Genomic DNA, 23,567 nt, shown 5'->3' with positions numbered 1-23,567 from the left:
CATGTTCTCTAAGAGAAGCAGCACACAAAAGAAGCGAGCCGTCGGCCGCCGCTCCCCCGTCGCGACCGTCTCGCTCATCCTGGTCGGTCTCCTGACCACCGGTGGTGCGTACGCCCTGTTCACCTCCTCCGCGACGGCCGAGACGAGCTCGGGCAGCTCGCAGGCAAACGTCAACGAGGGTAAGAAGCTCTTCGCCGCGAACTGCGCGACCTGCCACAACGTCAACGGCTCCGGCACCACCGCCGGCCCGAGCCTCATCGGCGTGGGCGCCGCTTCGGTCGACTTCCAGGTCGGCACGGGCCGCATGCCCGGCGCGGCCAACGGCCCCCAGGCGCTCAAGAAGCCGGTCCAGTTCACCGACCAGCAGATCCAGGACATGGCGGCGTACGTCGCTTCGCTCGGAACCGGTCCGTCGGAGCCCGAGGCCCAGTACCTCCAGGGCAACGCCAACGCCTCCAAGGGCGCCGAGCTCTTCCGCATCAACTGCGCCATGTGCCACAACGTCGCCGGAGCCGGCGGAGCCCTGACCGACGGCAAGTTCGCCCCCGCGCTCAAGGGCGTCACCTCCAAGCACATCTACGAGGCCATGCTCACCGGCCCGCAGAACATGCCGGTCTTCAACGACCTGAACATCACCCCGCAGGACAAAGCGGACATCATCACCTACCTGAAGTACCTCGAGAAGAACCCCTCGCCCGGTGGATTCGAACTCGGCAACCTCGGCCCGGTGTCCGAAGGTCTCTTCATCTGGATCTTCGGCCTCGGAGCCATCGTCGCCATCACGGTCTGGCTGACCGCGAAGTCCAACTAGACCGAGAACCCCACTTCTCGCGAGTCCCGCACTCACGAGTCCTCGACTCACCGAAAGGCAACACCATGGCAGATCACGACGACGAGACCCCGGGAACGGGCTCCGCTGTCGAGAAGAGCGAGCCGCTGAAGACCTCGGCAGGGACCGCGGTCGTCACGACGGACGCCTTCGAGAACCCGGGCGAGCCGCCGCACCGTCTTCGCGTCACCGACCTCGACCCCAAGGAGGAGAAGAAGGCCGAGCGCCAGGTCTCCTTCCTCTTCTTCGCGAGCGTCGTGTTCAGCGTGCTCGCCGTCGCGGCCTACATCGCCTTCCCGATCACCCCGGGTGACACCGGCTCGATCCGGCTCAACAACCTCTTCCTCGGTCTCGGTATCGCCCTCGGTCTCCTGTCGATCGGCATCGGCGCGGTCCACTGGTCGAAGACGCTCATGCCCGCCCGCGAGATCACGGAGATGCGGCACCTCACGCGCGGCTCCGACGCGACGCGTGCCAAGGCAGCCGAGGTCTTCACCCTCGGCAACAAGGAGTCCGGCTTCGGTCGGCGCGCTCTCATCCGCAACAGCCTGTTCGGGGCCGTCGTGGCCTTCATCCTGCCCGGCGTCGTGATCTTCCGCGACCTCGGACCGAAGATCGACCCCAACACCGTCCTCCGCCACACCATGTGGAAGAAGGGCTCGTACCTGTCGCTCGACCCGACCGGTACCCGCATCAAAGCGGCCGACGTGACTCTCGGCTCCGTCTTCCACGTCATCCCGGAAGACCTGCTCCAGTCGCAAGACCTGCTCGAAGAGAAAGCCAAGGCGGCCGTCCTCCTCATGAGGCTGAATCCCGCTGACCTGAACGAACCCGCAGGTCGCGAGAACTGGCAGTATGACGGAATCGTCGCCTACTCCAAGATCTGCACTCACGTGGGGTGCCCCGTGGCCCTCTACGAGCAGCAGACACACCACCTGCTCTGCCCCTGCCACCAGTCGACTTTCGACGTGACCAACAACTGCCATGTGATCTTCGGGCCCGCAAGTCGGCCCCTCCCGCAGCTGCCGATCACCGTCGACTCCGAAGGGTATCTCGTCGCGCAGAGCGATTTCCACGAACCCGTGGGCCCGAGTTTCTGGGAGCGAGACCGTTGAGTACCGCAACTGCATCCAAGTCGAACGTCCCTGCCGTCCAGCAGGGCCGCGGCATGAAATTCGTTGGCGGAGCCGCCAACTACATCGACGAACGAACCAGCATCTCCGGCCTGGTCAAGGAGGTGGGTCGCAAGATCTTCCCCGACCACTGGTCGTTCATGCTCGGTGAGGTCGCCCTCTACAGCTTCGTGGTCATCCTGCTGTCCGGCACCTTCCTGACCTTCTTCTTCCAGCCGTCGATGACCGAGACGATCTACCAGGGCTCGTACGCACCGCTCAAGGGCATCACGATGTCCGCCGCGATGAACTCGACCCTGAACATCTCGTTCGACATCCGCGGTGGTCTGCTCTTCCGCCAGATCCACCACTGGGCGGCGCTGCTCTTCATCGCCGCCATCGGCCTGCACATGCTGCGCATCTTCTTCACGGGTGCCTTCCGCAAGCCGCGCGAAATCAACTGGTTCATCGGCTTCGTCCTGTTCATCCTGGCGCTGGCCGAGGGCTTCACCGGCTACTCGCTCCCCGACGACCTCCTGTCGGGTAACGGTCTCCGCATCATCGACGGCATGGTGAAGGGCATCCCGGTCATCGGCGTGTGGATCTCCTACCTGCTGTTCGGCGGGGAGTTCCCGGGCACGGCCGTGGTGAGCCGCCTGTACTCGCTGCACATCATGCTCCTGCCGGCCCTCCTGATCGCCATGCTCGGCGCTCACCTGCTGCTGCTGATCATCAACAAGCACACGCAGTTCGCGGGCCCCGGTAAGACCAACGACAACGTCGTGGGCGTCCCGGTCATGCCGGTGTTCGCCGCCAAGGCCGGTGGATTCTTCTTCATCGTCTTCGGCGTCATCGTCCTGATCGCGTCGCTGTTCACGATCAACCCGATCTGGAACTACGGTCCGTACGACCCCTCACCGGTCTCGGCCGGAACGCAGCCCGACTGGTACATCGGCTTCGCCGACGGCGCCCTGCGCCTCGTCCCGCCGCACTGGGAGGTCGTCTGGGCCGGTTACACGGTCTCGTTCAACATCCTCGTTCCGATCGTCGTCCTGATGGGTCTCCTGGGGGCCGTCGCGTTCTGGCCGTTCTTCGAGGGCTGGGTGACCGGCGACAAGCGCGAGCACCACATCCTCGACCGCCCGCGAAACGCGCCGACCCGGACCGCTTTCGGCGCCGCCTTCATGACGCTGTACGCCGCCCTCTGGGCAGCGGCCTCGTCCGACCTCATGGCGACGCACTTCAAGCTGTCGATCGACCAGGTCATCCACGTGATGCAGTTCTTCGCGGTAGCGGGCCCGTTCATCGCCTTCTGGGTGACGAAGCGCGTCTGCCTCGGCCTCCAGCGCAAGGATCGCGAGATCGCGCTGCACGGCAACGAGTCCGGCCGCATCGTCCGTCTCCCGGGTGGCGAGTACATCGAGGTGCACGAGCCCCTCGACAAGTACGAGCTCTGGAAGCTGGTCAGCTTCAACGAGTACGAGCCGCTCACGGTGCGTCCGAACGAGCGCGGACAGGTCACGCCGCTCGAGCGCGTCCGGGCATCGGTCTCCGGGTTCTTCTTCGAGGACCGCATCTCGCCGGTCACGCCGAGCGAGCTGGCGGCCGCGCACAGCAGCCACGGTGACCACGCCGACCAGGCCGAGGTCGAGGCTTCACGCCACTGATCCAGACCCACACGCCGAAGGGCCCGTCCACCTCGTGTGGACGGGCCCTTCGTCATGCTTGTGCGGTGCGCGCTGCCGACGCGAACCCTACGGCTGCCAGACCATGAGCACCGTGACCGCGACGAGGAGGAGCGCGACGATCCCCGACCCGCCGGCGACACGGCCGTAGGTGGAGCCGGCGGCTCCCCCGGCTGCGGCCTGAAGCGCGGGAACGACCACGACGAGGCTGACGGCGAGGGCGCCGGCGTAGAGGACGACGGACGCCAGGATCCACGGGGTCGAGAACGAGAGGTCGTCGCTCCGGGAGCTCATGCCCAGAACTCCGAAGCCGAGGACCGCGACCACGAGGGAGAGCAGGGTGAAGACCCGTGTGCTCTTCGCCAGCACCGCGACCTGATCGGTGTGACCGGCTCTCAGTGCTCGCAGGGCCGTCATGGGGAGGATCGCCATCGGCCCGACGATGAAGACGGCAGCGACGACGTGGAGGACGGTGAAGAGGGTTTCCATGAGGCTCCTTCGGAGTGGGGACTGGCGACGGAGCCGAAGCGCACGCGGCGCAGTCGCCTCCTGCGACCGACCGTACAGCGCCGTCTCCTCCCCCAGCACCTCCGAAGGTCCCGAGAGCTCTCGATGCGTCTCCGCGTCCTGCGTGTCATCCCGGCTGTGGTTTTCTTCGCGTGCGAGCGGGTCACATCGCTGTCAGGGCGATTGACACGCTCGTCGCCACAGCAGGAAAGTCCACGGAGACCCGACGTCGACCCGCCCGACCCCCGCGCCCGACCTTCCGTGTCTCCGTGCCCTCGCAGAGCTCCTGAGGCCGCCTGACACGCCCGGAGCGCTGATCCGATGCGTCCGCGGCAGGACCGGCGACGGATCCGGATCCGTGGGGACACGAAAGCGGGGCACCACCCGAAGGTGATGCCCAGCCATGGTCGGATCCGCGTCAGTGCTGGTGGATACCGCGGTAGTTCTCGAAGACCCATCCGACGAGAGCGATCGTGGTGAGCGCCGCGCCGAAGAAGATGATCCACATGCCGACGGCCAGACCCAGGAAGACCAGGGTGCATCCGGCGGCCAGGATGATGGGCCACCACGACCACGGGTTGAAGAACCCGATCTCGGGGTCGCCGTCGTCGATGTTCGCGTCGAGGCGGTCTTCCGGCAGGTCACCCGACTGAGCCGCGTGCGAGCGGTTCATGTAGTAGCCGAGGAAGATCGACATGATCCCCGCGAGGCCGATCCCGAGCGTGCCCGTCCATTCGACCTTGGCGAACTCGTAGGAGAGGAGGCTCCAGACCGTGTAGGCCGCGTCGGCCACGAAGAAGAAGACGGCCAGGACCCAGAAGATGTTCGATTGCGCTCTCATGGATCTGCTACTTCACTTTCTCGGACGCTGCGTCGTACGTGGGGGCATCCGGGGCGTCCTTCAGCGGACCGATGCCGACGGGGAGACCTGCCTCGGGGTGGTTCAGGTCGAAGGCCGGGGACTCCGAACGGATCCGCGGGATCGACGTGAAGTTGTGCCGCGGCGGGGGGCAGGAGGTCGCCCACTCGAGCGAGCGGCCGTAGCCCCACGGGTCGTTCACGGCCACCTTCGGGGCGACCCGAGCGGTGATGTAGACGTTGTACAGGAACGGCAGCATCGAGACACCGAGGAGCATGGCTCCGGTGGTGGAGAGCTGGTTCATCCAGGTGAAGTTGTCTTCGGGCTGGTAGGTCGCGTAGCGACGGGGCATACCCATCACACCGAGCCAGTGCTGCACGAGGAACGTCGTGTGGAAGCCGATGAACAGGAGCCAGAAGTGGACCTTGCCCAGCGTCTCGTTGAGCATCTTGCCCGTCCACTTCGGCCACCAGAAGTAGAAGCCGGAGAACATCGCGAAGACGACCGTGCCGAAGACGACGTAGTGGAAGTGCGCCACGACGAAGTACGAGTCGGACACGTGGAAGTCGAGCGGCGGCGAGGCGAGGATGACGCCGGTCAGACCACCGAAGGTGAAGGTGATCAGGAAGCCGATCGCCCAGAGCATCGGAGTCTCGAAGGTGATCGAGCCGCGCCACATGGTGCCGACCCAGTTGAAGATCTTCACGCCCGTGGGGACGGCGATGAGCATCGTCATCAGCGAGAAGAACGGAAGCAGGACCGAACCGGTGACGTACATGTGGTGCGCCCACACGGTCACGGACAGGGCGGCGATGGAGATGGTCGCGTAGATGAGGGTCTTGTACCCGAAGATCGGCTTGCGGCTGAAGACCGGGAAGACCTCGGAGACGATACCGAAGAACGGCAGCGCGATGATGTAGACCTCGGGGTGGCCGAAGAACCAGAACAGGTGCTGCCAGAGGATCGCACCGCCGTTGGCCGGGTTGAACACGTTCGCGTCGAACACGCGGTCGAATCCGAGGCCGAAGAGGGCGGCCGCCAGGACCGGGAAGGCCATGATCACGAGGATCGAGGTGACGAGCGTGTTCCAGGTGAAGATCGGCATGCGGAACATCGTCATGCCCGGGGCGCGCATCGTGATGATCGTCGTGATGAAGTTCACGGCACCGAGGATCGTCGAGAATCCGGTCAGAGCCAGGCCGAACACCCAGAGGTTGCCACCGAGACCCGGTGTGAAAGTCGTGTCGGACAGCGGGGCGTAGGCGAACCACCCGAAGGAGGCCGCACCCTGCGGGGTCAGGAAGCCGGCGATGACGATGATGGCGCCGAAGAAGTACAGCCAGAAGGCGAAGCCGTTGAGTCGCGGGAACGCGACGTCCGGGGCACCGATCTGCAGGGGCATGATCGCGTTGGCGAACCCCGAGAACAGCGGCGTCGCGAACAGCAGCAGCATGATCGTGCCGTGCATCGTGAAGAGCTGGTTGTACTGCTCTTTGGTGTCGACGACGTTGAGCCCCGGCGCGAAGAGCTGCGCACGGATGATCAGCGCCATGACTCCACCGATGAGGAAGTACATGAACGAGGTGATCAGGTAGAGGTACCCGAGGACCTTGTGGTCGGTGGAGGTGATCCACCGGACGACCACGTTGCCCTTACGGCCGACGCGTGTCGTGTTGAAGTTCTGGCTGGACGCCTGGCCGCCGGTCTCGGGCCTGGTCGCAGTGGCTGAGCTCATTGAACGCTGCCTTACTTACTCGAGGTGCTGGCGGCGCCTTCGGCCACCGGAGCCTTGTTGTTGGGCTGGTTGGTGTTGGTGTCGTACGAGCCGCCGATGTCGCCGACGTTGCCCTCGGCGCGCAGGGTGTCGAGGTACGACTGGTAGTCGGCCGGGGAGACGACCTTCACGTTGAAGAGCATGAGCGAGTGGTACTCGCCGCACAGCTCCGCACACTTGCCGGTGAACGTGCCCAACTTCTCGGGCGTGAAGTACATGACGTTCTGCTTGCCCGGGATCATGTCCTTCTTGTAGAGGAAGTCCACGACCCAGAACGAGTGGATCACGTCGCGCGAGTTCAGGTTGATCTTGACCGTCTTGCCCTGGGGCAGGTACAGCACGGGCAGCTTCGACTCGTCGACGGTGCCGTCGCCGAGCTGCTGCGCCTGGATGCCCTGGGTGTAGACGCTCTGCGACTTGTCGGCGGTGTTCATGTAGTTGAAGTCCCACGCCCAGCGCTTGCCGTAGACGGAGATGGTGACGTCGGGGTTCGCCGTCGGCTTCTCGATGTTGGCCTGGTCGCGCGCGGTGAAGAAGAAGAAGCCCAGCACGAGGAACAGCGGCACGATCGTGTAGAAGATCTCGATCGGCATGTTGTAGCGGAGCTGGACCGGGAGGCCCGTCTGGTTCTTGCGGCGTCGGTACACGACGACGGCCCAGATGATGAGCGCCCACGTGATGATGCCGACCGCGAGGAGGACGATCCACGACGTGACCCAGAGGCCGATGGTGTCGTTGACGTGGTTCGTGGTGCCGGGCGTCGTCGGCAGCCACCCCTGGAGCTCCTGCTGCGAACAACCTGCCAGGGCCAGGATCAGGACGGCGGCCCCGGGAAGGGCCACCCATCGAAGTCGGCGATTAGAGCGCACTGTTACCTCTCGGATGATGCGAGTGTGGGGCTTGTCCCCTCTCTCACAGTAAGAAAAGGAACATGCTTAGCCTACTCGCAGCCGGGGGCTCCGATTCGCACGCGCCACCCGAAATGCCGAAGGGGAACCACCCGTCTGGATGGTTCCCCTTCGATCTCTGAGCGATGACTTAGTGGAAGCTGTCACCGCACGCGCACGAGCCCTGCGCGTTGGGGTTGTCGATGGTGAAGCCCTGCTTCTCGATCGTGTCCTCGAAATCGATGGACGCGCCGTCGAGGTAGGGGACGCTCATCTTGTCGACGACGACCTCGACCCCATTGAAATCAACGGTCGCGTCATTCTCGAGGAGCCTCTCGTCGAAGTAGAGCTGGTAGATCAGGCCCGAGCAGCCGCCGGGCTGGACGGCCACGCGGAGGCGCAGATCGTCGCGTCCCTCCTGCGTGAGGAGGCTCTTGACCTTGTCGGCGGCGGCGGCCGAGAGGCCCACGCCGTGTTCCTTCACATCGAGAGACTTCGTCGCATCGGTGCTGGTGGATGCGGTCTGGGTGGATGCGGTGGCGGTGTCTGTCATTGGTGCCTCCTTCGAGCTGGGGTGCGTGAGAACGCGCGTGTTCAAGTGTAAGCAGGTCAGCCTCGCCCGTCGAGCCGCGCGAGCAGAAGCGCCTCGCTCAGGATCGAGCGATGGAACACCCCGAGGTGCTGCGACTCGTTCGGGCTGTGCGCCCGCGTGTCGGGGTCCTCCACCCCGGTCACGAGGATCTGCGCCTCCGGGAAGACGGCCGCGAGGTCGGAGATGAAGGGGATGGAGCCGCCGATGCCGGTCTCGACCGGTGTCTCGCCCCATCCTTCGGCCAGAGCCTGCATGCCCTCGGCGAAGCCCCACCCGGAGGTGTCGACGAGGAAGGCGTCGCCGCGGTCGACGTCGCTGATCTCGACGTGCGCTCCGAAGGGAGCGTGCGCGGCGAGGTGGGCCGCCAGGGCCTCGTACGCCTCGCCCGCCGGCTGACCCGGGGCGATGCGCGCGCTGATGCGCACCGAGACCTCGGGCAGGAGCGTGTTCGACGCGTTGGCGACGCTCGGCGCGTCGATCCCCGTGACCGTCACGGACGGCTTTGACCAGAGGCGGCTCAGGATGTGATCGGCCCCGATCGGGCTGACGCCCTCGAGCAGGCCGGTCTCCTCCCGAAGCTGCGACTCCGGGTAGTCGGGGTAGTCGGTCTCGCGCTCCGTGAGCCCCGAGACCGCGACGGAGCCGTCCTCGTCGTGGAGGGTCGCGAGCAGCTTGACGAGGGCCAGCATGGCATCGGGCACCGCACCGCCGAACATGCCGGAGTGCGAGGCGTGGTCGAGGGTCCGGACGGTGAGCTTGAAGGTCACGTTGCCTCGGAGGGCGACGGTGAGGGCGGGGATCGAGGTGCTCCAGTTGTCGGCGTCGGCCACGACGATGAGGTCGGCCGCCAGCTCGCTCCGGTGCTGCTCGAGGAAGTGGGAGAACGATCGGGACCCGAACTCCTCCTCCCCCTCGATGAAGAGGACGATGCCGACCTGAAGGTCGTCGCCGAGGACCTCGCGGACCGCGCGGAGGGCGGCCACGTGGGTCATCACGCCCGCCTTGTCGTCGGAGGCGCCGCGACCGTAGAGGCGGTCGCCCCGGACGGTCGGCTCGAACGGAGGGGTCTCCCACAGGTCGTCGGACCCGGGGGGCTGCACGTCGTGGTGGGCGTAGAGGAGGACCGTGGGTCGGCCGTTCCTGGCCTCGCGCGTCGCGAGGACCGCCGGCTGGCCGAGCGTGTCGCCCTCGATGGGCGCGCGGCTCGTCCGCACCGTGTCGAACAGACCCGTCTCCTCGACGAGCGCGGCCACCGCGTCGGCGCTCGCCTGCACGTGCGACGCGTCGAAGGCCTCCCACGAGACGGACGGGATCTTCACGAGGGCGGCGAGGTCGGCGATGGAGGCGGGGAGCGCGCCCTGCACCGACTCCCGGAGCTTGGCTGCGAGTTCGGGGTCGGTGGGCTCCACGGGGTGCTCATTCCAGGTCATGGCAGGTAATCTTATTTCCTCAGACCGAATGCAAGGATCACCCGTGGCCAAGGCACCCCTCATCTCCCCCGACAACTCGACCGAGCGCACCGACGCCCCCGCGACGGGGAAGGGTCGACCCACGCCGACGCGTCGGGAGCGCGAGAAGGCCAACCTCCGCCCCCTCGTCCCCACTGGCAAAGAGGCCCGCCGTGCGCAGCGCGACCGGGTGCAGGAGCAGCGCAACCGCGCCCGCGTCGGTCTCGCCAACGGCGAGGAGAAGTTCCTCCCCGCCCGCGACAAGGGCGCTCAGCGCAAGTACGTCCGCGACTACATCGACGCCCGGTGGAGCGTCGGCGAGGCGATGATCCCGATCATGGTGATCATCCTCATCCTGACGGCCGTGCCCGCCGTCGCGGCCGCGTCGCTCCTGATCATCTGGGCCTACGTGCTCTTCGCCGTGGTCGACTGCTTCTTCGTGGGCCGCCGCATCACGAAGAAGCTCTCCGACAAGTACGGCGCCGACAACGTCGAGCGCGGCCTCAAGTGGTACGCCGCCATGCGCTCGCTGCAGCTCAAGATCATGCGCCTGCCGAAGCCGCAGGTGAAGCGCGGCGAGTTCCCCGCCTAGCGGCGCTGCAGGTCGCGCAGGCCCCGGTTGATCTGCCTCGCCCACAGCGGCCCGAGGTAGAGGAAGCCGGTGTAGCCCTGCACGAGGGTGGCACCGGCGTCGAGACGCTCCTGCACCTGGGCGGCGGTGAAGACCCCGCCGACGGAGATGACGCAGGTCTCCGCCGGAACGACCTCGCGGAGCACCTTCAGCACCTCGAGCGATCGCGCGGCGAGCGGCGCGCCCGAGAGGCCCCCGGCTCCTGCCCGCTCGACGTCCGCCGCGGCGGAGAGGAGCCCCTCGCGCGAGAGCGTCGTGTTCGTGGCGATGACGCCGGAGAGCCCGAGCTCGCCGACCAGCAGGCCGACGTCCCGGACCGCGTCGTCGTCGAGGTCGGGCGCGATCTTCACGAGCACCGGAGTCGTCCCGGCGGCGTCGCGGATGGCGGTGAGCAGCGGTGTGAGGCGGTCGAGCTCCTGCAGGCCGCGCAGGCCCGGCGTGTTCGGCGAAGACACGTTGACGGCGAGGTAGTCGGCGAGGGGCGCCAGCAGGCGCGTCGACACGAGGTAGTCGTCGATAGCGTCGTCGACGTCGACGACGCGGCTCTTGCCGATGTTGACGCCGATGACCGGCCGACTCCGAAGGTGGCGGGCGCGTCCGATGGCCCCGGCGGCTTTGACCGCTCCCCCGTTGTTGAAGCCCATGCGGTTCACGACCGCGTGGTCGCGGACGAGGCGGAACAGGCGCGGCCGGTCGTTGCCCGGCTGCGGGCGCGCGGTGATCGTGCCGACCTCGACGTGGCCGAAACCGAGCGCTCCCAGGCCGGCGATCCCGCGGGCGTCCTTGTCGAAGCCGGCGGCGACGCCGAACGGCGACGGGAACGTCAGGCCGAGGGTGGTGACGCGGAGCGAGCGGTGCGGGTGCGTGTAGCGGCGCGACAGGGCGCGGATGCCCGGGAAGATCGGGACCGCCCGGATGACGCGGAACGCGAGGTGGTGCGCCCGCTCGGGATCCATCCGCACGAAGAACTTCGAGAAGACGAAGTGGTACCAGCCCGACTCGGGCACGTCGCCGGAGGACGTCATTCGTCGCTCGCGCGCGACGCCGTGATGGTCTCGGCGACATGGTCGGTGCGGAGTGCCCGGATCGACTCCTCGAAGTCGTCGAGCGAGTCGAACGCCTGGTAGACGCTGGCGAAGCGCAGGTAGGCGACCTCGTCGAGCTCGCGCAGGGGCGGCAGGATCGCGAGGCCGACCTCGTTCGCATCGATCTGCGATGCACCGCTCGACCGGACCGACTCCTCGACCTTCTGCGCCAGGACCGCCAGGTCGCCGTCGGTGACGGGGCGCCCCTGGCAGGCCTTCCTCACGCCGGAGATGATCTTCTCCCGGCTGAAGGGCTCGAGGACGCCGTTGCGCTTGATGACGGCGAGGCTCGCGGTCTCGGTGGTCGAGAAGCGTCGGCCGCAGTTGGGGCACTGGCGGCGGCGGCGGATGGAGGTGCCGTCGTCGCTCGTGCGGGAGTCGACGACTCGGGAGTCGGGATGACGGCAGAAGGGGCAGAACATGGTGGCCTCAGGATAGTGGGCGTCGACGGACGGTCAGGGGCGCGTGAAGCGGGCGGCGACGGCCTCGCCGTGCGCCGGCAGGAGTTCGGCCCGCGAGAGGGCCACGAGGCGCTCGGAGACGGCCTCGAGGGGTTCGGCCGCGTAGCGCACGATCTGCTGCGGTCGGAGGAACGTGTAGGCCCCCAGCCCGGACGAGTAGCGCGCCTGGCCGCCGGTCGGAAGGACGTGGTTCGACCCGGCGAGGTAGTCGCCGAGGCTCACGGGCGTGTGGGGGCCGACGAAGACGGCTCCGGCGTTCTCGATGAGGGCGAGCGCGGCGTCGTCGTCGGCCGTCTGGATCTCGAGGTGCTCGGGGCCGTAGGCGTTGCTGAACGCGGCCGCCGCGGCGAGGTCGTCGACGAGGACGATCGCCGACTGCTCCCCCGCGAGGGCCGTCGCGACGCGCTCGGCACTGAGGGTCAGCGGGGCGAGGCGGGCCACCTCGTCGGCGACCCGACGCCCCAGGTCGACCGAGTCGGTCACGAGGACGGCGGAGGCGTTCTCGTCGTGCTCGGCCTGGCTGATGAGGTCGACCGCCACGAGCACCGGGTCGGCGGTGGCGTCGGCGATGACGAGGATCTCCGTGGCACCGGCTTCGGCGTCGATGCCGACCACCCCGCGCACGAGCCGCTTCGCCGCGGCGACGAAGTTGTTGCCCGGACCCGTGATGACCTGGACGGGCTCGAGGTCGAGGTCGGGCACGCCGTATGCCAGGGCCCCGATGGCGCCCGCGCCGCCGATCGCGTAGACCTCGTCGACGCCGAGGAGACCGGCGGCGCCGAGGATGACCGGGTGGACGGACCCGCCGAACTCCGCCTGCGCGGGCGAGACGAGGGCGATCGACGGGACCCCGGCGATCTGAGCCGGGACGACGTTCATCACGACGCTCGAGGGGTAGACGGCCTTGCCACCCGGCACGTAGACGCCGGCGCGGGCTACGGGCTGCCAGCGCTGCAGGATACTCGCCCCGGGTGCCGGATACGTCGTCCGCGGCTCGGGGACCTGCGCGCGACTGGCCTCGGTCACCCGCGCGATCGACTCGGTGAGGGCGGCGCGGACTAGCGGGTCGAGAGCCTCGACGGCGCGCTCGATGTCGGCCGCCGAGACGCGGAGCGCCGTCGGACGCACCCGGTCGAAACGCTCGGCCTGCTCGAGGAGGGCCTCCGATCCGCGGTGTCGCACGTCGTCGATCAGCGTCTGGGCTGCCGCCGCCGCCGTGGAGATGTCGGCCGCGGAACGCGGGATGAGAGCAAGGAGTTCGGCGCGGCTGGGGGTCTGACCTCGGAGGTCGGTGGTCTTCAACATGGCCCCTCCAGCGTAGTCGCTGGCACCCCGCGCGACGCCGTGCGCGGGGCCCGCCGGAGCGACCCGGCGGGCGCGCCGCACGACCTCACAGCAGGCAGCTGGGCCCGAGCAGGCTCTTGAGCTCTCCGTAGAGGTCGGCCGTGATGTCGACCGGGTAGGGGATCTCGAAGGTGCGCGCGTTGTCGCCCTTCAGCAGGCGCAGTCGGACCTCCGTGGCACCGGCGTGTCGACCGAGCACCGCGCCGAGCTCGGTCACGACGTCGTGCGTCGCCCGGAACTCCGGCATGCTCAGCACGAGCGGCCCGCTGCTCGCGGCGACGCCGAGGTCGGGCAGGAACATGCTGACCGCGTGGAGGTTCTTGCCGTCGTCGCGCACGCTGACCCGGCCCTTCAGCACGATGATCGAGTCGCCGACGAGCGACGGCCCGAACTCCTGGTAGGTCTTGCCCAGGAACATCGCGCTGATCTCCCCGGAGAAGTCCTCCACGGTGATGATGCCGTAGGGGTTCCCGGAGTTCCGCGCCACGCGGTGCTGCACGCTCGTGATGAGACCCGCCACGGTGACCGTCTCGCCGTCGATCGAGTCGTCGGACGACGCGATGTGCGTGATCGTGGTCGACGCGTGCTTGGCCAGCGGCAGTTCGAGCCCCGCCAGAGGGTGGTCGGAGACGTAGAGCCCGAGCATGTCGCGCTCGAAGGCCAACTTGTCGCGCTTGGACCACTCGGGCCGCTCGGGGACGTGCTGGACCTGCGCGGGTTCGTCCCACAGGGAGTCGAAGTCGAAGCCGACCTGGCCGTTCGCCTCCGCGCGCTTCTCGCTGACGGCGGCCTCGACGGCCGACTCGTGGATCTCGACGAGAGCGCGGCGCGTGTTCCCGAGCGAGTCGAAGGCGCCCGCCTTGACGAGCGACTCGACGGTGCGCTTGTTCGCGACCGGGATCGGGACCTTGCGCAGGAAGTCGTGGAACGACGTGAAGGCGCCCTTCTCCTGGCGCGCGGCGATGATGTGGTCGACCACGTTGAAGCCGACGTTGCGCACCGCACCCATGCCGAAGCGGATGTCCTCGCCGACGGCGGCGAAGAATCCGATCGACTCGTTGACGTCGGGCGGGAGCACCTGGATGCCCATCCGCCGGCACTCGTTCAGGTAGAGCCCGAGCTTGTCGCGGGAGTCGCCGACGCTGGTCAGCAGCGCGGCCATGTACTCGGCCGGATAGTGCGCCTTGAGGTAGGCGGTCCAGTAGGAGACGACGCCGTAGGCGGCCGAGTGCGCCTTGTTGAAGGCGTAGTCGGAGAACGGGAGCAGGATGTCCCAGATCTTCTGCACGGCGTCGGCCGAGTAGCCGTTGTCGAACATGCCCTGCTGGAAGCCCGCGAACTGTTTGTCGAGCTCGGACTTCTTCTTCTTGCCCATCGCGCGGCGGAGGATGTCGGCCTGACCCAGCGAGAAGCCGGCGAGCTTCTGCGCGACGCTCATCACCTGCTCCTGGTAGATGATCAGGCCGTAGGTGCCACCGAGCACCTCGCGCAGCGGCTCCTCGAGCTCGGCGTGGATGGCCGTGATCTCTTGCGCGCCGTTCTTGCGCAGCGCGTAGTTGGTGTGCGAGTTGGCGCCCATGGGGCCCGGGCGGTAGAGCGCGATGACCGCGGAGATGTCCTCGAAGTTGTCGGGGCGCATGAGGCGCAGAAGCCCGCGCATCGGCCCGCCGTCGAGCTGGAAGACACCGAGGGTGTCGCCCGAGGCGAGGAGGTCGTAGGCGCCCTTGTCGTCGAGCTCGAGGTCTTCGAGGACGAGGTCGAAGCCGCGGTTGGACTTGATGTTGTCGAGCGCGTCGTTGATGATCGTGAGGTTTCTGAGCCCCAGGAAGTCCATCTTGATGAGGCCGAGCGACTCGCACGCGGGGTAGTCGAACTGCGTGACGATCTGGCCGTCCTGCTCGCGCTTCATGATCGGGATGATGTCGAGCAGCGGGTCGCTGGACATGATGACCCCGGCCGCGTGCACGCCCCACTGGCGCTTCAGGCCCTCGAGCCCGAGCGCGGTGTCGAAGACGGTCTTCGCCTCCGGGTCGCCCTCGACGACGGCGCGGATGTCGCCCGCCTCCTTGTAGCGGGGGTGCTCGCGGTCGAAGATGCCCGTGAGCGGGATGTCCTTGCCCATGATGGCGGGAGGCATCGCCTTCGTGAGCTTCTCTCCCATGCCGAAGGGGAAGCCGAGGACGCGCGAGGAGTCTTTGAGAGCCTGCTTGGCCTTGATGGTGCCGTAGGTGACGATCTGGGCGACGCGCTCGTCGCCGTACTTGTCGGTCACGTAGTTGATGACCTCGGTGCGCCGACGGTCGTCGAAGTCGACGTCGAAGTCGGGCATGGAGACGCGGTCGGGGTTGAGGAAGCGCTCGAAGATGAGGCCGTGGCGGATCGGGTCGAGGTCGGTGATCCGCATGGCGTAGGCGGCCATGGAACCGGCGCCGGAGCCACGACCCGGCCCGACCCGGATCCCGTTGTCTTTCGACCAGTTGATGAAGTCGGCGACGACGAGGAAGTAGCCGGGGAAGCCCATCTGCACGATGACGCCGACCTCGTAGTCGGCCCGCGCGCGCACGTCGGCGGGGATGCCGTCGGGGTAGCGGTAGACGAGGCCCTTCTCGACCTCCTTGACGAACCAGGTGTCCTCGGTCTCGCCCTCGGGCACCGGGAAGCGCGGCATGTAGTTGGCGGACGTGTCGAACGTCACCTCGCAGCGCTCGGCGATCAGGAGCGTGTTGTCGCACGCCTCCGGGTGGTCGCGGAAGAGGTGCCGCATCTGGGCGGCGGTCTTGAGGTAGAACTCGTCGGCGTCGAACTTGAACCGGTTGGGGTCGCTCAGCGTCGAACCGGACTGCACGCAGAGGAGCGCGGCGTGGCTCGTCGCGTCGTGCTCGTGCGTGTAGTGGAGGTCGTTCGTGGCGAGGAGCGGCAGGTCGAGCTGCTTGGCGAGGCGGACGAGGTCGTCCATGATGCGGCGCTCGATGCCGAGACCGTGATCCATGATCTCGGCGAAGTAGTTCTCCTTGCCGAAGATGTCGCGGAAGTCGCTCGCGGCCTTGACGGCCTCGTCGTACTGGCCGAGCCGGAGCCGCGTCTGCACCTCGCCGCTCGGGCAACCGGTCGTGGCGATGAGGCCCTTGGAGTAGGTGGAGAGGAGCTCGCGATCCATCCGCGGCTTGAAGTAGTAGCCCTCGAGCGACGCTCGGGACGACAGCCGGAAGAGGTTGTGCATGCCCTCGGTCGTCTCCGAGAGCAGCGTCATGTGCGTGTAGGAGCCGGCACCGGAGATGTCGTCGCGACCGCCGTCGCCCCACTTGACCCGCGTCTTGTCGGAGCGGTGAGTGCCGGGGGTGATGTACGCCTCGGTGCCGATGATGGGTTTGATGCCCGCCTCGGTGGCCGACTTGTAGAAGTCGAAGGCCCCGAACACGTTGCCGTGGTCGGTCACGGCCACAGCGGGCATGCCCTGCTTCACAGCCTCGTCGATGAGGGGTTTGACGCGGGCGGCGCCGTCGAGCATCGAGTATTCGCTGTGGACGTGCAGGTGCACGAAGGAATCGGTGCTCGGCGACAAGGCTGCTCCCTAGGAACGAGACGGCGGAATCCGACCGGCTGGTGGAACGCTTTCCAGCCTAACGGCGACCACCGACGCTCTTCGGCGTGTCGTCGTCAGGAGGCGCGAAGCACTTCAAGCGCGTGTTGAAGGTCTGCCGGATAGGCCGACCGGAACGACACCCACTCCCCCGTCGCCGGGTGGTCGAAACCGAGCTGGACGGCGTGGAGCCACTGCCTGGTCAGCCCCAGACGCGCCGAGAGGGTCGGGTCGGCGCCGTAGAGGGCGTCGCCGACGCAGGGGTGTCGCTGAGCCGCCATGTGCACGCGGATCTGGTGCGTGCGGCCCGTCTCGAGGTGCACCTCCAGGAGGGACGCGGCGGGGAACGCCTCGACCGTCTCGTAGTGAGTCACCGACGGCTTCCCGTCGACCACGACGGCGAACTTCCATGACGAGGAGGGGTGCCTCCCGAGGGGCGCGTCGATCGTCCCCGTCAGGGGATCGGGGTGCCCCTGCACGACCGCGTTGTAGATCTTCTCGACGGTCCGCTCGCGGAACGCCTGCTTCAGCAGCGAGTAGGCGCGCTCGCTCTTCGCGACGACCATGAGGCCCGACGTGCCCACGTCGAGCCGGTGCACGATCCCGGCGCGCTCGGCGGCACCGCTCGTCGCGATCGTGAAACCGGCAGCCGCGAGACCGCCGAGGACGGTCGGGCCCGTCCAGCCCACGGAGGGGTGCGCCGCGACTCCGACCGGCTTGTCGACGACGACCAGGTCGTCGTCGTCGTGCACGATGCCGAGACCGGGCACGTCGACCGCGATGACCGACGGCTCCTGCCTCGGGGTCCAGGTGACCTCGAGCCAGGAGCCCGCGTCGAGGCGGTCCGACTTGCCGACCGTCTTCTGGTCGACGGTCACGCCGCCCTCCGCCGCCACCTCGGCGGCGAAGGTGCGGCTGAAACCGAGGAGCTTGGCGATGGCGGCGTCGACGCGTTCGCCGGCGAGCCCGTCGGGGACGGGGAGGGAGCGGGTCTCCGTCACGAGGAAGGCTCTCGCGGCGGGGCGACCTCGGCCGCCGCGTGCCGGTGCTCGTGCTCGTCGGTCTCGGGCCGCTGCTTGGAGGCGCGGCGTCCGTCGAGGCCGACCCCGAGCAGGGACAGCAGGAGCAGGAGCCCCATGCTCGACACGATGAACGTGTCGGCGATGTTGAAGATGGCCGGCAGGATCCACGGCAGGTAGATGAAGTCGACGACGTGGCCCACACCGAACCCGGGCTCCCGGAAGAGCCGGTCGGTGAGGTTGCCGAGGGTGCCGCCGAGCAGCATGCCGAGCATGAGCGCCCAGCGGAGCGACTGGATCCGGCGGATGAAGACGATGATCGCGACGACGACGGCGGCGGCGGCGATCGAGAAGATCCAGGTCTGGCCCGTGGCCAGGGAGAACGCCGCGCCCGGGTTCTTCACGAAGTGGAACCGCAGGACGGGGCCCAGCACGTCGACGTCCTGGCCGAGCGTGAGATGGGTGACGACCAGGTACTTGGTTCCCTGGTCGAGGACGCAGACGATGACAGCGACGAAGGCCAGTGTCAGCAGGACGCGGACACTGGCCTTCGCTGTCTGAGGAGTGGTCGACAACTAACTAGTTGGAGCCAAAGCCCTGGTAGCTGCCGGGAGCGCCACCCTGGGCGGAGACGGGCTCGGGCGTGCCGGGGGTCGACCCCGGAGCGGCGCCGTCGAGCTCGCGGAGCTGGCCCTCGATGTAGCTCTTGAGCTTGGCGCGGTACTCGCGCTCGAACGTGCGGAGCTCGTCGATGCGGTGCTCGAGGCCGATGCGCTCGTTGTCGAGACGCTCGACCTGCGCGCGCTGCTCGTTCTCGATCTTCTCCGCGCGGGCGCGGTAGTCGGCCTCGAACTGCTCGGTGCGGGCCTTCTGCTCGCCGTCGAGACGCTCGACGCGGGCGCGGTGCTCGTTCTCGAAGGCCTCGACCTGGGCCTTCTGCGCCGTCTCCGCCTCGGAGACGATGCGGGCGGCGGTGGCGTGACCCTCGGCGATGAGCGCGTCGCGCTTCTCGATGCCCTCTCGGACGTGCTCCTCGTGGAGGCGACGCGCGAGCTGCAGGAGGTTGTTGGTGCTCGTCGTCTCGTCGGCGCTCGGCGCCGTGTAGGCGGGAGCGGCGGCGACGGCGGCCGGCTGAGGAGCGGGCTCGGGAGCGGCCACGGGCTCGGCCGGGGTCTCGGCGGCGGGCGCCGAGGCGACGGGAGCGGGCTCGGCGGCGGCCGCTGCGGGAGCGGGAGCCTCGGAGGCGGTGCGCTGGAGCTCCTCCACGCGCGACTCGCTGGAGGAGAGCCGCTGACGGAGCTCCTCGTTCTCCTGGCCGAGTCGGCGGAGCTCGACCACGACCTCGTCGAGGAAGTCGTCGACCTCGTCTTGGTCGTAGCCCTCACGGAACTTCGTCGGCTGGAACCGCTTGTTGACTACGTCTTCCGGCGTCAAAGCCATTGCCGTCACCTCGTGAATCTCTGGATCGTGGTCTGTGGTGGCACCCCCTGCGGAGACACCGTGCTCTTGGGACGATGCCCCCGGAGCGGTATTGCTGGACAGTTTCGGGCCGGAGCCCGGGCGAACCCCTCTCGGGGGCTTGCCCTTGAGCCTAGAGCCGTTACGCGAGCAAGCCTACAACGACAACAGTCGACCTGACCCGAAGGCTGAAGGTCGGTGCGTGTCAGAAGCCGGAGCGCGACAGCGCCGACGCGACGCTCATCAGGATGACCACCGCGAGCATTACGATGCTCCAGCCGAAGTCGAGTGCCACCGCACCGAGTCGGATGGGAGGCAGGACGCGACGGATCGCCTTGATGGGAGGGTCGGTCGTCGTGTAGGTGACCTCGGCCAGCACGAGCAGCGCCCCCTTGGGGCGGTAGGTGCGACTGACCGACTGCGTGAGATCGAACACGAAGCGGGCCCACATCAGGATGAAGAAGATGAACAGCGCGATGTAGACGATCGTGAAGATCAGGGAGACGATCATGGGTGGGCCATCAACTCGCACGGCTCAGGCGCGGGCAGCCCCGCGGATGGGAAGGTTCTCGACTCGAGCGGTCGTCACGACTGGGTGAAGAACGACGCCTCGATGTCGGACTCTACCTCAGCCGCCTCACCGCTCACTGCGATGTGAGCCGGCGACAGGAGGAAGACCTTGTTGGTCACGCGCTCGATCTTCCCGTAGAGGCCCTGCGAGAGGCCGCTGGCGAAGTCGACCAGCCGACGCGCGTCGGACTCGCTCATCTGGGACAGGTTGATGATGACCGGGATCCCGTCGCGGAAGCTCTCGGCGATCGCCTGGGCGTCCTTGTACTCGCGCGGGTGGACGGTGAGGATTTCGTTCATGTCGGTGGGGGCCGCATTCTTCGTGGACGTGGGGCGACGCAGCGGCGTCACCGGGGCACGCGTCGGCGCGGGGGCGGCGACGGGCTGCACGGGCGACACGGAGGCGTGCTTCTGGGGGATGTGTGCGGCGCTCGGCTGCGGCGCCGTCTGGTGCGCGGCGGCCGGAGCCTGCGCGGCGCGAGGTTGCGGGGCGGCCTTCTGCGGCTCGTCGTCGTACTCGAGCTCTTCGTCGGCCAGACCCAGGTAGATCAGGCTCTTCTTCAGCGGGTTCGCCATGTGTTCCTCCGGTGGTTGCGCGTCTGCCTCGACATTAACGAGGCTCCGGCCGGTTTCCCGTGATTGCCGTGCCGATTCGTAGGTGTGTCGCGCCCTCGGCGATGGCCTCGGCGAAGTCGTGCGACATGCCGGCCGAGATCCGGTCGGCCTCGGGTGCGAGGCGCCGGACGCGATCGGAGAGCGACCGGAGGTGGGCGAAGGCGGGTCGCGGGTCGCCCTCGAGCGGCGCGACGGCCATGACGCCGCGGAGCAGGATGCCCGGGGTGGCGACGACGCGCTCGACGAGGGCCTCCAGACCACTCTCCGCGACTCCCCCGCGCCCGGGGTCGTCGGTCAGGTTGACCTGCACGAATCCGTCGATGGTCGTCCCGTCGTCGACCCCCAGCGCGTCGACCACGCTGTCGCGGTCGAGCGAGTGGACGGCGCGGACGTAGGCCCTCGCCTGCCGGGCCTTCTTCGACTGCAGCTGACCGACGAAGTGCCAGTGCAGCCCGTCGAGGTCGGCCGTCGCCAGGGCCTTGGCCTGGGCCTCCTGGTGACGGTTCTCGCCCACGTCGCGCACGCCGAGGGCGTGCAGGTCGCGGACGAGCTGCTCGGGGTGGAACTTCGTGACGACGATGGTGGTGATCTCGTCGGGGTCACGGCCGGCCGAGCGGGCGGAGTCGTCGATGCGTCCGAGGACGTCGTCGACCCGCGCCCGCAGTTCGTCGGGGGGCGTCACGGCCTACTTGAGGAAGTCGGGGACGTCGAGGTCGTCGTCGCCGTCGTCGAACACGGGATCCTTGCGGGGCGAGGCCGGCTCCTCCGGACGCTGGTAGGTCGGCATCGCGCCGCTGTCGGCGATCGCGCTGACGCCCGCGACCGTGGTGGTGGCGGGGCCCTCGGTCTCGACGAAGCTCGCGCGACGCTCCTTGGTCTTCGTCGTCGGCTCGCCGCCGTCGAACCCGGCCGCGATGACGGTCACGCGGACCTCGTCGCCGAGGGTGTCGTCGATGACCGCACCGAAGATGATGTTGGCCTCGGGGTGGACGGCCTCCTGGACGAGGCGCGCGGCGTCGTTGATCTCGAAGATGCCGAGGTTCGAGCCACCCTGGATGGAGAGCAGGACGCCGTGGGCGCCGTCGATCGACGCCTCGAGGAGGGGGGACGCCACGGCGAGCTCCGCGGCCTTGATGGCGCGGTCGGCCCCGCGGGAGGAGCCGATGCCCATGAGCGCGGATCCTGCGCCCTGCATGACGCTCTTGACGTCGGCGAAGTCGAGGTTGATGAGGCCGGGCGTGGTGATCAGGTCGGTGATGCCCTGGACACCCGCGAGGAGCACCTGGTCGGCGGTGCCGAAGGCCTCGACCATGGAGATGCCGCGCTCGGAGATCTCGAGCAGGCGGTCGTTGGGGACGACGATGAGGGTGTCGACCTCTTCTTTGAGCTGCGCGACGCCCGCCTCGGCCTGCGCCTGGCGGCGACGGCCCTCGAAGCCGAAGGGCTTCGTGACGACGCCGATGGTCAGGGCGCCGATCGACTTGGCGATGCGGGCGACGACGGGAGCGCCGCCGGTGCCGGTGCCGCCACCCTCTCCGGCGGTGACGAAGACCATGTCGGCGCCGGCCAGGGCCTCCTCGATCTCCTCGGCGTGGTCCTCGGCGGCGCGTCGGCCGACCTCGGGGTCCGCTCCGGCGCCCAGGCCGCGCGTCAGTTCGCGACCCACGTCGAGCTTGACGTCGGCGTCGCTCAGGAGCAGCGCCTGGGCGTCGGTGTTGATCGCGATGAACTCGACGCCGCGAAGGCCGAGCTCGATCATGCGGTTGACCGCGTTGACGCCGCCGCCGCCGACGCCGACGACCTTGATCACGGCAAGGTAATTGTGGTTCGTTGTCACGTCCGGCCTCCGCCTGAATTGCTTGTGTCCGAGCTGTGCGTGTCTCTAAGCCTAAACTTCTACTTGAGGCTTAAAGTTATGCTCGGTATGCATATCTGCAGTCACAAAGTAGGGGCGCCGGATGGGCCCCGGGTCGATGCGCGCCGCGTGTCGCGAAAGTGCCACGGGAATTGCTCGGCACCGCGCGTCACTTGGCACGGATGATGCCGTTGTCGGGGGCCGAGACGTCGTACTCGACCGACTGCGTGGGGTTCCGCGCCGTGTGGTCGCGGATGAGCCCCGACAGGAGCTGCGCCTTCTGCTCGGAGGCGTCGGCACTCCCCCAGACGACCTGCTCACCCGTCTTCAGCCGGAGCGCGACGTCGTCGGCCGTGGACGCCGAGACGTTCGTGACCTGCTGACGGAGCGCCGCGGGAAGCGCCAGGAGCACCTCGGCGGTCGACCGGTAGACCTTGCCGTCGACCGTCGCCCCCTTGATGTCGACGACGGGGTAGCCCTTGGGCTGAGCGGTCGAGGTGGCGATGACCACGCCGGCGGGATCGACGAGCTCGAAGCTCTTCCCGACCCGCACGGACGCGATCGGCTGACGCTCGGTGATCCGCACCACGAGGGTGTGCGGGGGCAGGGTCTCGGTGACGTAGGACTCGATCAGCGGGAACTCGGACAGGTCCTTCCGCACGGCGGAGAAGTCGACGAGGGCCAGCGGCTTCCCGAGTTGGCCGTCGAGCGAGGCGAGGACGGCCGTCCGGTCGACGCGCGACGTGCCCTCGACCGTGATCGTCTGCAGCGACAGGAGCGGCGAGAAGACGCTGACCGCGACCGACCCGACGAGGGCGACCGTGACGGCTCCCGCGGTGATCCAGGCCGCACGGCGGTGCCGGGTGCGCCGGGTGAAGCGCCGGACCTCGGTGCGCTCGACCGCTCGACGGGCGGCCGCTGCGCGCCGGGCGCCGCGGCGGGCGTCGCGCGCGCGCTGCCGCGCTTCGGCGGGCGTCGTGGCGGGCGCCTCCAGTCGGGCGGGTTCGCGCCGCTCGCGCGCAGGAGCCTCGGTGACGGCGGGCCGCTCCGCCGTCGACGTCGAGACGGTCACCCGGCCCGACGACGCGCGGCGCGCGGTCGACGCGGCGTCTCCCGACCGGCGTCCTGCCGACGAGCCCTCTTCGGGTCTTGTCGCGGCAGACACCTCGTCGACCGCCGACGCTCCGGTCGACCGCTCCTCGACCGGCGGCCGGGGTCGCACCGGGATCCTGTCGAAACCCTCCGGGCGCTTCATC

General features: G+C 68.3%; 22 protein-coding genes. 4 read left to right on the top strand and 18 right to left on the bottom strand.

The genetic code is table 11. From position 1 onward, the window contains the following. The first annotated feature begins 1 nt into the window (after position 1). From qcrC to qcrB, 3 genes are all read left to right on the top strand, one after another. On the top strand, positions 2–811 hold the full coding sequence (gene qcrC, locus AS850_RS06665; RefSeq protein WP_119868402.1) for a cytochrome bc1 complex diheme cytochrome c subunit: 810 nt from the start codon (positions 2–4) through the stop codon (positions 809–811). Positions 812–876: 65 nt separating this feature from the next. Then, on the top strand, positions 877–1,944 hold the full coding sequence (gene qcrA / locus AS850_RS06660) for a cytochrome bc1 complex Rieske iron-sulfur subunit (protein WP_119868401.1): 1,068 nt from the start codon (positions 877–879) through the stop codon (positions 1,942–1,944). A 53-nt stretch (positions 1,945–1,997) separates the two neighbouring features. Then, a complete protein-coding gene (gene qcrB / locus AS850_RS06655) occupies positions 1,998–3,608 on the top strand; it encodes a cytochrome bc1 complex cytochrome b subunit (protein WP_119868400.1) in 1,611 nt (536 codons plus the stop codon). An 87-nt stretch (positions 3,609–3,695) separates the two neighbouring features. Here the strand turns inward: qcrB and AS850_RS06650 are convergent, their stop codons facing one another. The 6 genes from AS850_RS06650 to AS850_RS06625 form a co-directional block, all read right to left on the bottom strand. After that, positions 3,696–4,115, bottom strand: coding sequence for a DUF2269 family protein (locus AS850_RS06650; RefSeq protein WP_119868399.1), 420 nt, complete (start codon positions 4,113–4,115; stop codon positions 3,696–3,698). A gap of 436 nt (positions 4,116–4,551) precedes the next feature. Then, positions 4,552–4,974 (bottom strand): cytochrome c oxidase subunit 4, encoded by a 423-nt coding sequence (locus AS850_RS06645; RefSeq protein ID WP_119868398.1) that lies wholly within the window; start codon positions 4,972–4,974, stop codon positions 4,552–4,554. Between the two features lie 7 nt (positions 4,975–4,981). Then, complete coding sequence (ctaD, locus tag AS850_RS06640) at positions 4,982–6,727, bottom strand: aa3-type cytochrome oxidase subunit I (protein ID WP_119868397.1); 1,746 nt, start codon at positions 6,725–6,727, stop codon at positions 4,982–4,984. 11 nt (positions 6,728–6,738) lie between these two features. Next, positions 6,739–7,635, bottom strand: a complete 897-nt coding sequence (gene ctaC, locus AS850_RS06635) for an aa3-type cytochrome oxidase subunit II (protein ID WP_119868396.1) — start codon at positions 7,633–7,635, stop codon at positions 6,739–6,741. Between the two features lie 169 nt (positions 7,636–7,804). Continuing rightward, complete coding sequence (gene erpA, locus AS850_RS06630; RefSeq protein WP_119868395.1) at positions 7,805–8,206, bottom strand: iron-sulfur cluster insertion protein ErpA; 402 nt, start codon at positions 8,204–8,206, stop codon at positions 7,805–7,807. Between the two features lie 56 nt (positions 8,207–8,262). Then, the gene (locus tag AS850_RS06625; RefSeq protein WP_119868394.1) at positions 8,263–9,675 is read right to left on the bottom strand and encodes a dipeptidase; all 1,413 of its coding nucleotides are present in this window, start codon (positions 9,673–9,675) and stop codon (positions 8,263–8,265) included. 43 nt (positions 9,676–9,718) lie between these two features. Between AS850_RS06625 and AS850_RS06620 the strand changes: the two genes are divergently transcribed. After that, complete coding sequence (locus AS850_RS06620; RefSeq protein ID WP_236940857.1) at positions 9,719–10,285, top strand: DUF3043 domain-containing protein; 567 nt, start codon at positions 9,719–9,721, stop codon at positions 10,283–10,285. Here the strand turns inward: AS850_RS06620 and AS850_RS06615 are convergent. The 12 genes from AS850_RS06615 to AS850_RS06560 all read right to left on the bottom strand — a co-directional run bounded on the left by AS850_RS06615 (position 10,282) and on the right by AS850_RS06560 (position 23,566). Further along, on the bottom strand, positions 10,282–11,349 hold the full coding sequence (locus AS850_RS06615; protein WP_119868392.1) for a quinone-dependent dihydroorotate dehydrogenase: 1,068 nt from the start codon (positions 11,347–11,349) through the stop codon (positions 10,282–10,284). The genes AS850_RS06620 and AS850_RS06615 overlap by 4 nt on opposite strands. After that, positions 11,346–11,831, bottom strand: a complete 486-nt coding sequence (gene nrdR, locus AS850_RS06610; protein WP_119868391.1) for a transcriptional regulator NrdR — start codon at positions 11,829–11,831, stop codon at positions 11,346–11,348. Before nrdR ends, AS850_RS06615 begins: the two co-directional genes overlap by 4 nt. Before the next feature lie 33 nt (positions 11,832–11,864). Continuing rightward, complete coding sequence (hisD, locus tag AS850_RS06605; protein ID WP_119868390.1) at positions 11,865–13,175, bottom strand: histidinol dehydrogenase; 1,311 nt, start codon at positions 13,173–13,175, stop codon at positions 11,865–11,867. A gap of 85 nt (positions 13,176–13,260) precedes the next feature. After that, the gene (gene dnaE / locus AS850_RS06600) at positions 13,261–16,722 is read right to left on the bottom strand and encodes a DNA polymerase III subunit alpha (protein WP_119870184.1); all 3,462 of its coding nucleotides are present in this window, start codon (positions 16,720–16,722) and stop codon (positions 13,261–13,263) included. Between the two features lie 149 nt (positions 16,723–16,871). Next, positions 16,872–17,795, bottom strand: a complete 924-nt coding sequence (locus AS850_RS06595; RefSeq protein ID WP_119868389.1) for an RluA family pseudouridine synthase — start codon at positions 17,793–17,795, stop codon at positions 16,872–16,874. Continuing rightward, positions 17,792–18,388: a signal peptidase II gene (lspA, locus tag AS850_RS06590; RefSeq protein WP_236940856.1), complete on the bottom strand. Its 597-nt coding sequence runs from the start codon at positions 18,386–18,388 to the stop codon at positions 17,792–17,794. Before lspA ends, AS850_RS06595 begins: the two co-directional genes overlap by 4 nt. A gap of 4 nt (positions 18,389–18,392) precedes the next feature. After that, positions 18,393–19,253 (bottom strand): DivIVA domain-containing protein, encoded by an 861-nt coding sequence (locus AS850_RS06585; RefSeq protein ID WP_119868388.1) that lies wholly within the window; start codon positions 19,251–19,253, stop codon positions 18,393–18,395. A 223-nt stretch (positions 19,254–19,476) separates the two neighbouring features. Further along, positions 19,477–19,782: a YggT family protein gene (locus AS850_RS06580; protein WP_119868387.1), complete on the bottom strand. Its 306-nt coding sequence runs from the start codon at positions 19,780–19,782 to the stop codon at positions 19,477–19,479. A 74-nt stretch (positions 19,783–19,856) separates the two neighbouring features. Beyond that, positions 19,857–20,417 carry a cell division protein SepF gene (locus tag AS850_RS06575; RefSeq protein WP_119868386.1) on the bottom strand — a complete coding sequence of 187 codons (561 nt, stop codon included), beginning with the start codon at positions 20,415–20,417 and terminating at the stop codon, positions 19,857–19,859. A gap of 34 nt (positions 20,418–20,451) precedes the next feature. Continuing rightward, positions 20,452–21,138 (bottom strand): YggS family pyridoxal phosphate-dependent enzyme, encoded by a 687-nt coding sequence (locus tag AS850_RS06570; protein WP_119868385.1) that lies wholly within the window; start codon positions 21,136–21,138, stop codon positions 20,452–20,454. A gap of 3 nt (positions 21,139–21,141) precedes the next feature. After that, positions 21,142–22,293, bottom strand: coding sequence for a cell division protein FtsZ (gene ftsZ, locus AS850_RS06565; RefSeq protein ID WP_119868384.1), 1,152 nt, complete (start codon positions 22,291–22,293; stop codon positions 21,142–21,144). Positions 22,294–22,480: 187 nt separating this feature from the next. Further along, a complete protein-coding gene (locus AS850_RS06560) occupies positions 22,481–23,566 on the bottom strand; it encodes an FtsQ-type POTRA domain-containing protein (RefSeq protein ID WP_119868383.1) in 1,086 nt (361 codons plus the stop codon). Between the last annotated feature and the right edge of the window lies 1 nt (position 23,567).

The organism is Frondihabitans sp. 762G35 (genome assembly GCF_002074055.1).
Classification (GTDB): Bacteria; Actinomycetota; Actinomycetes; order Actinomycetales; family Microbacteriaceae; genus Frondihabitans.
This window is presented reverse-complemented; position numbering and strand designations above follow the sequence as displayed.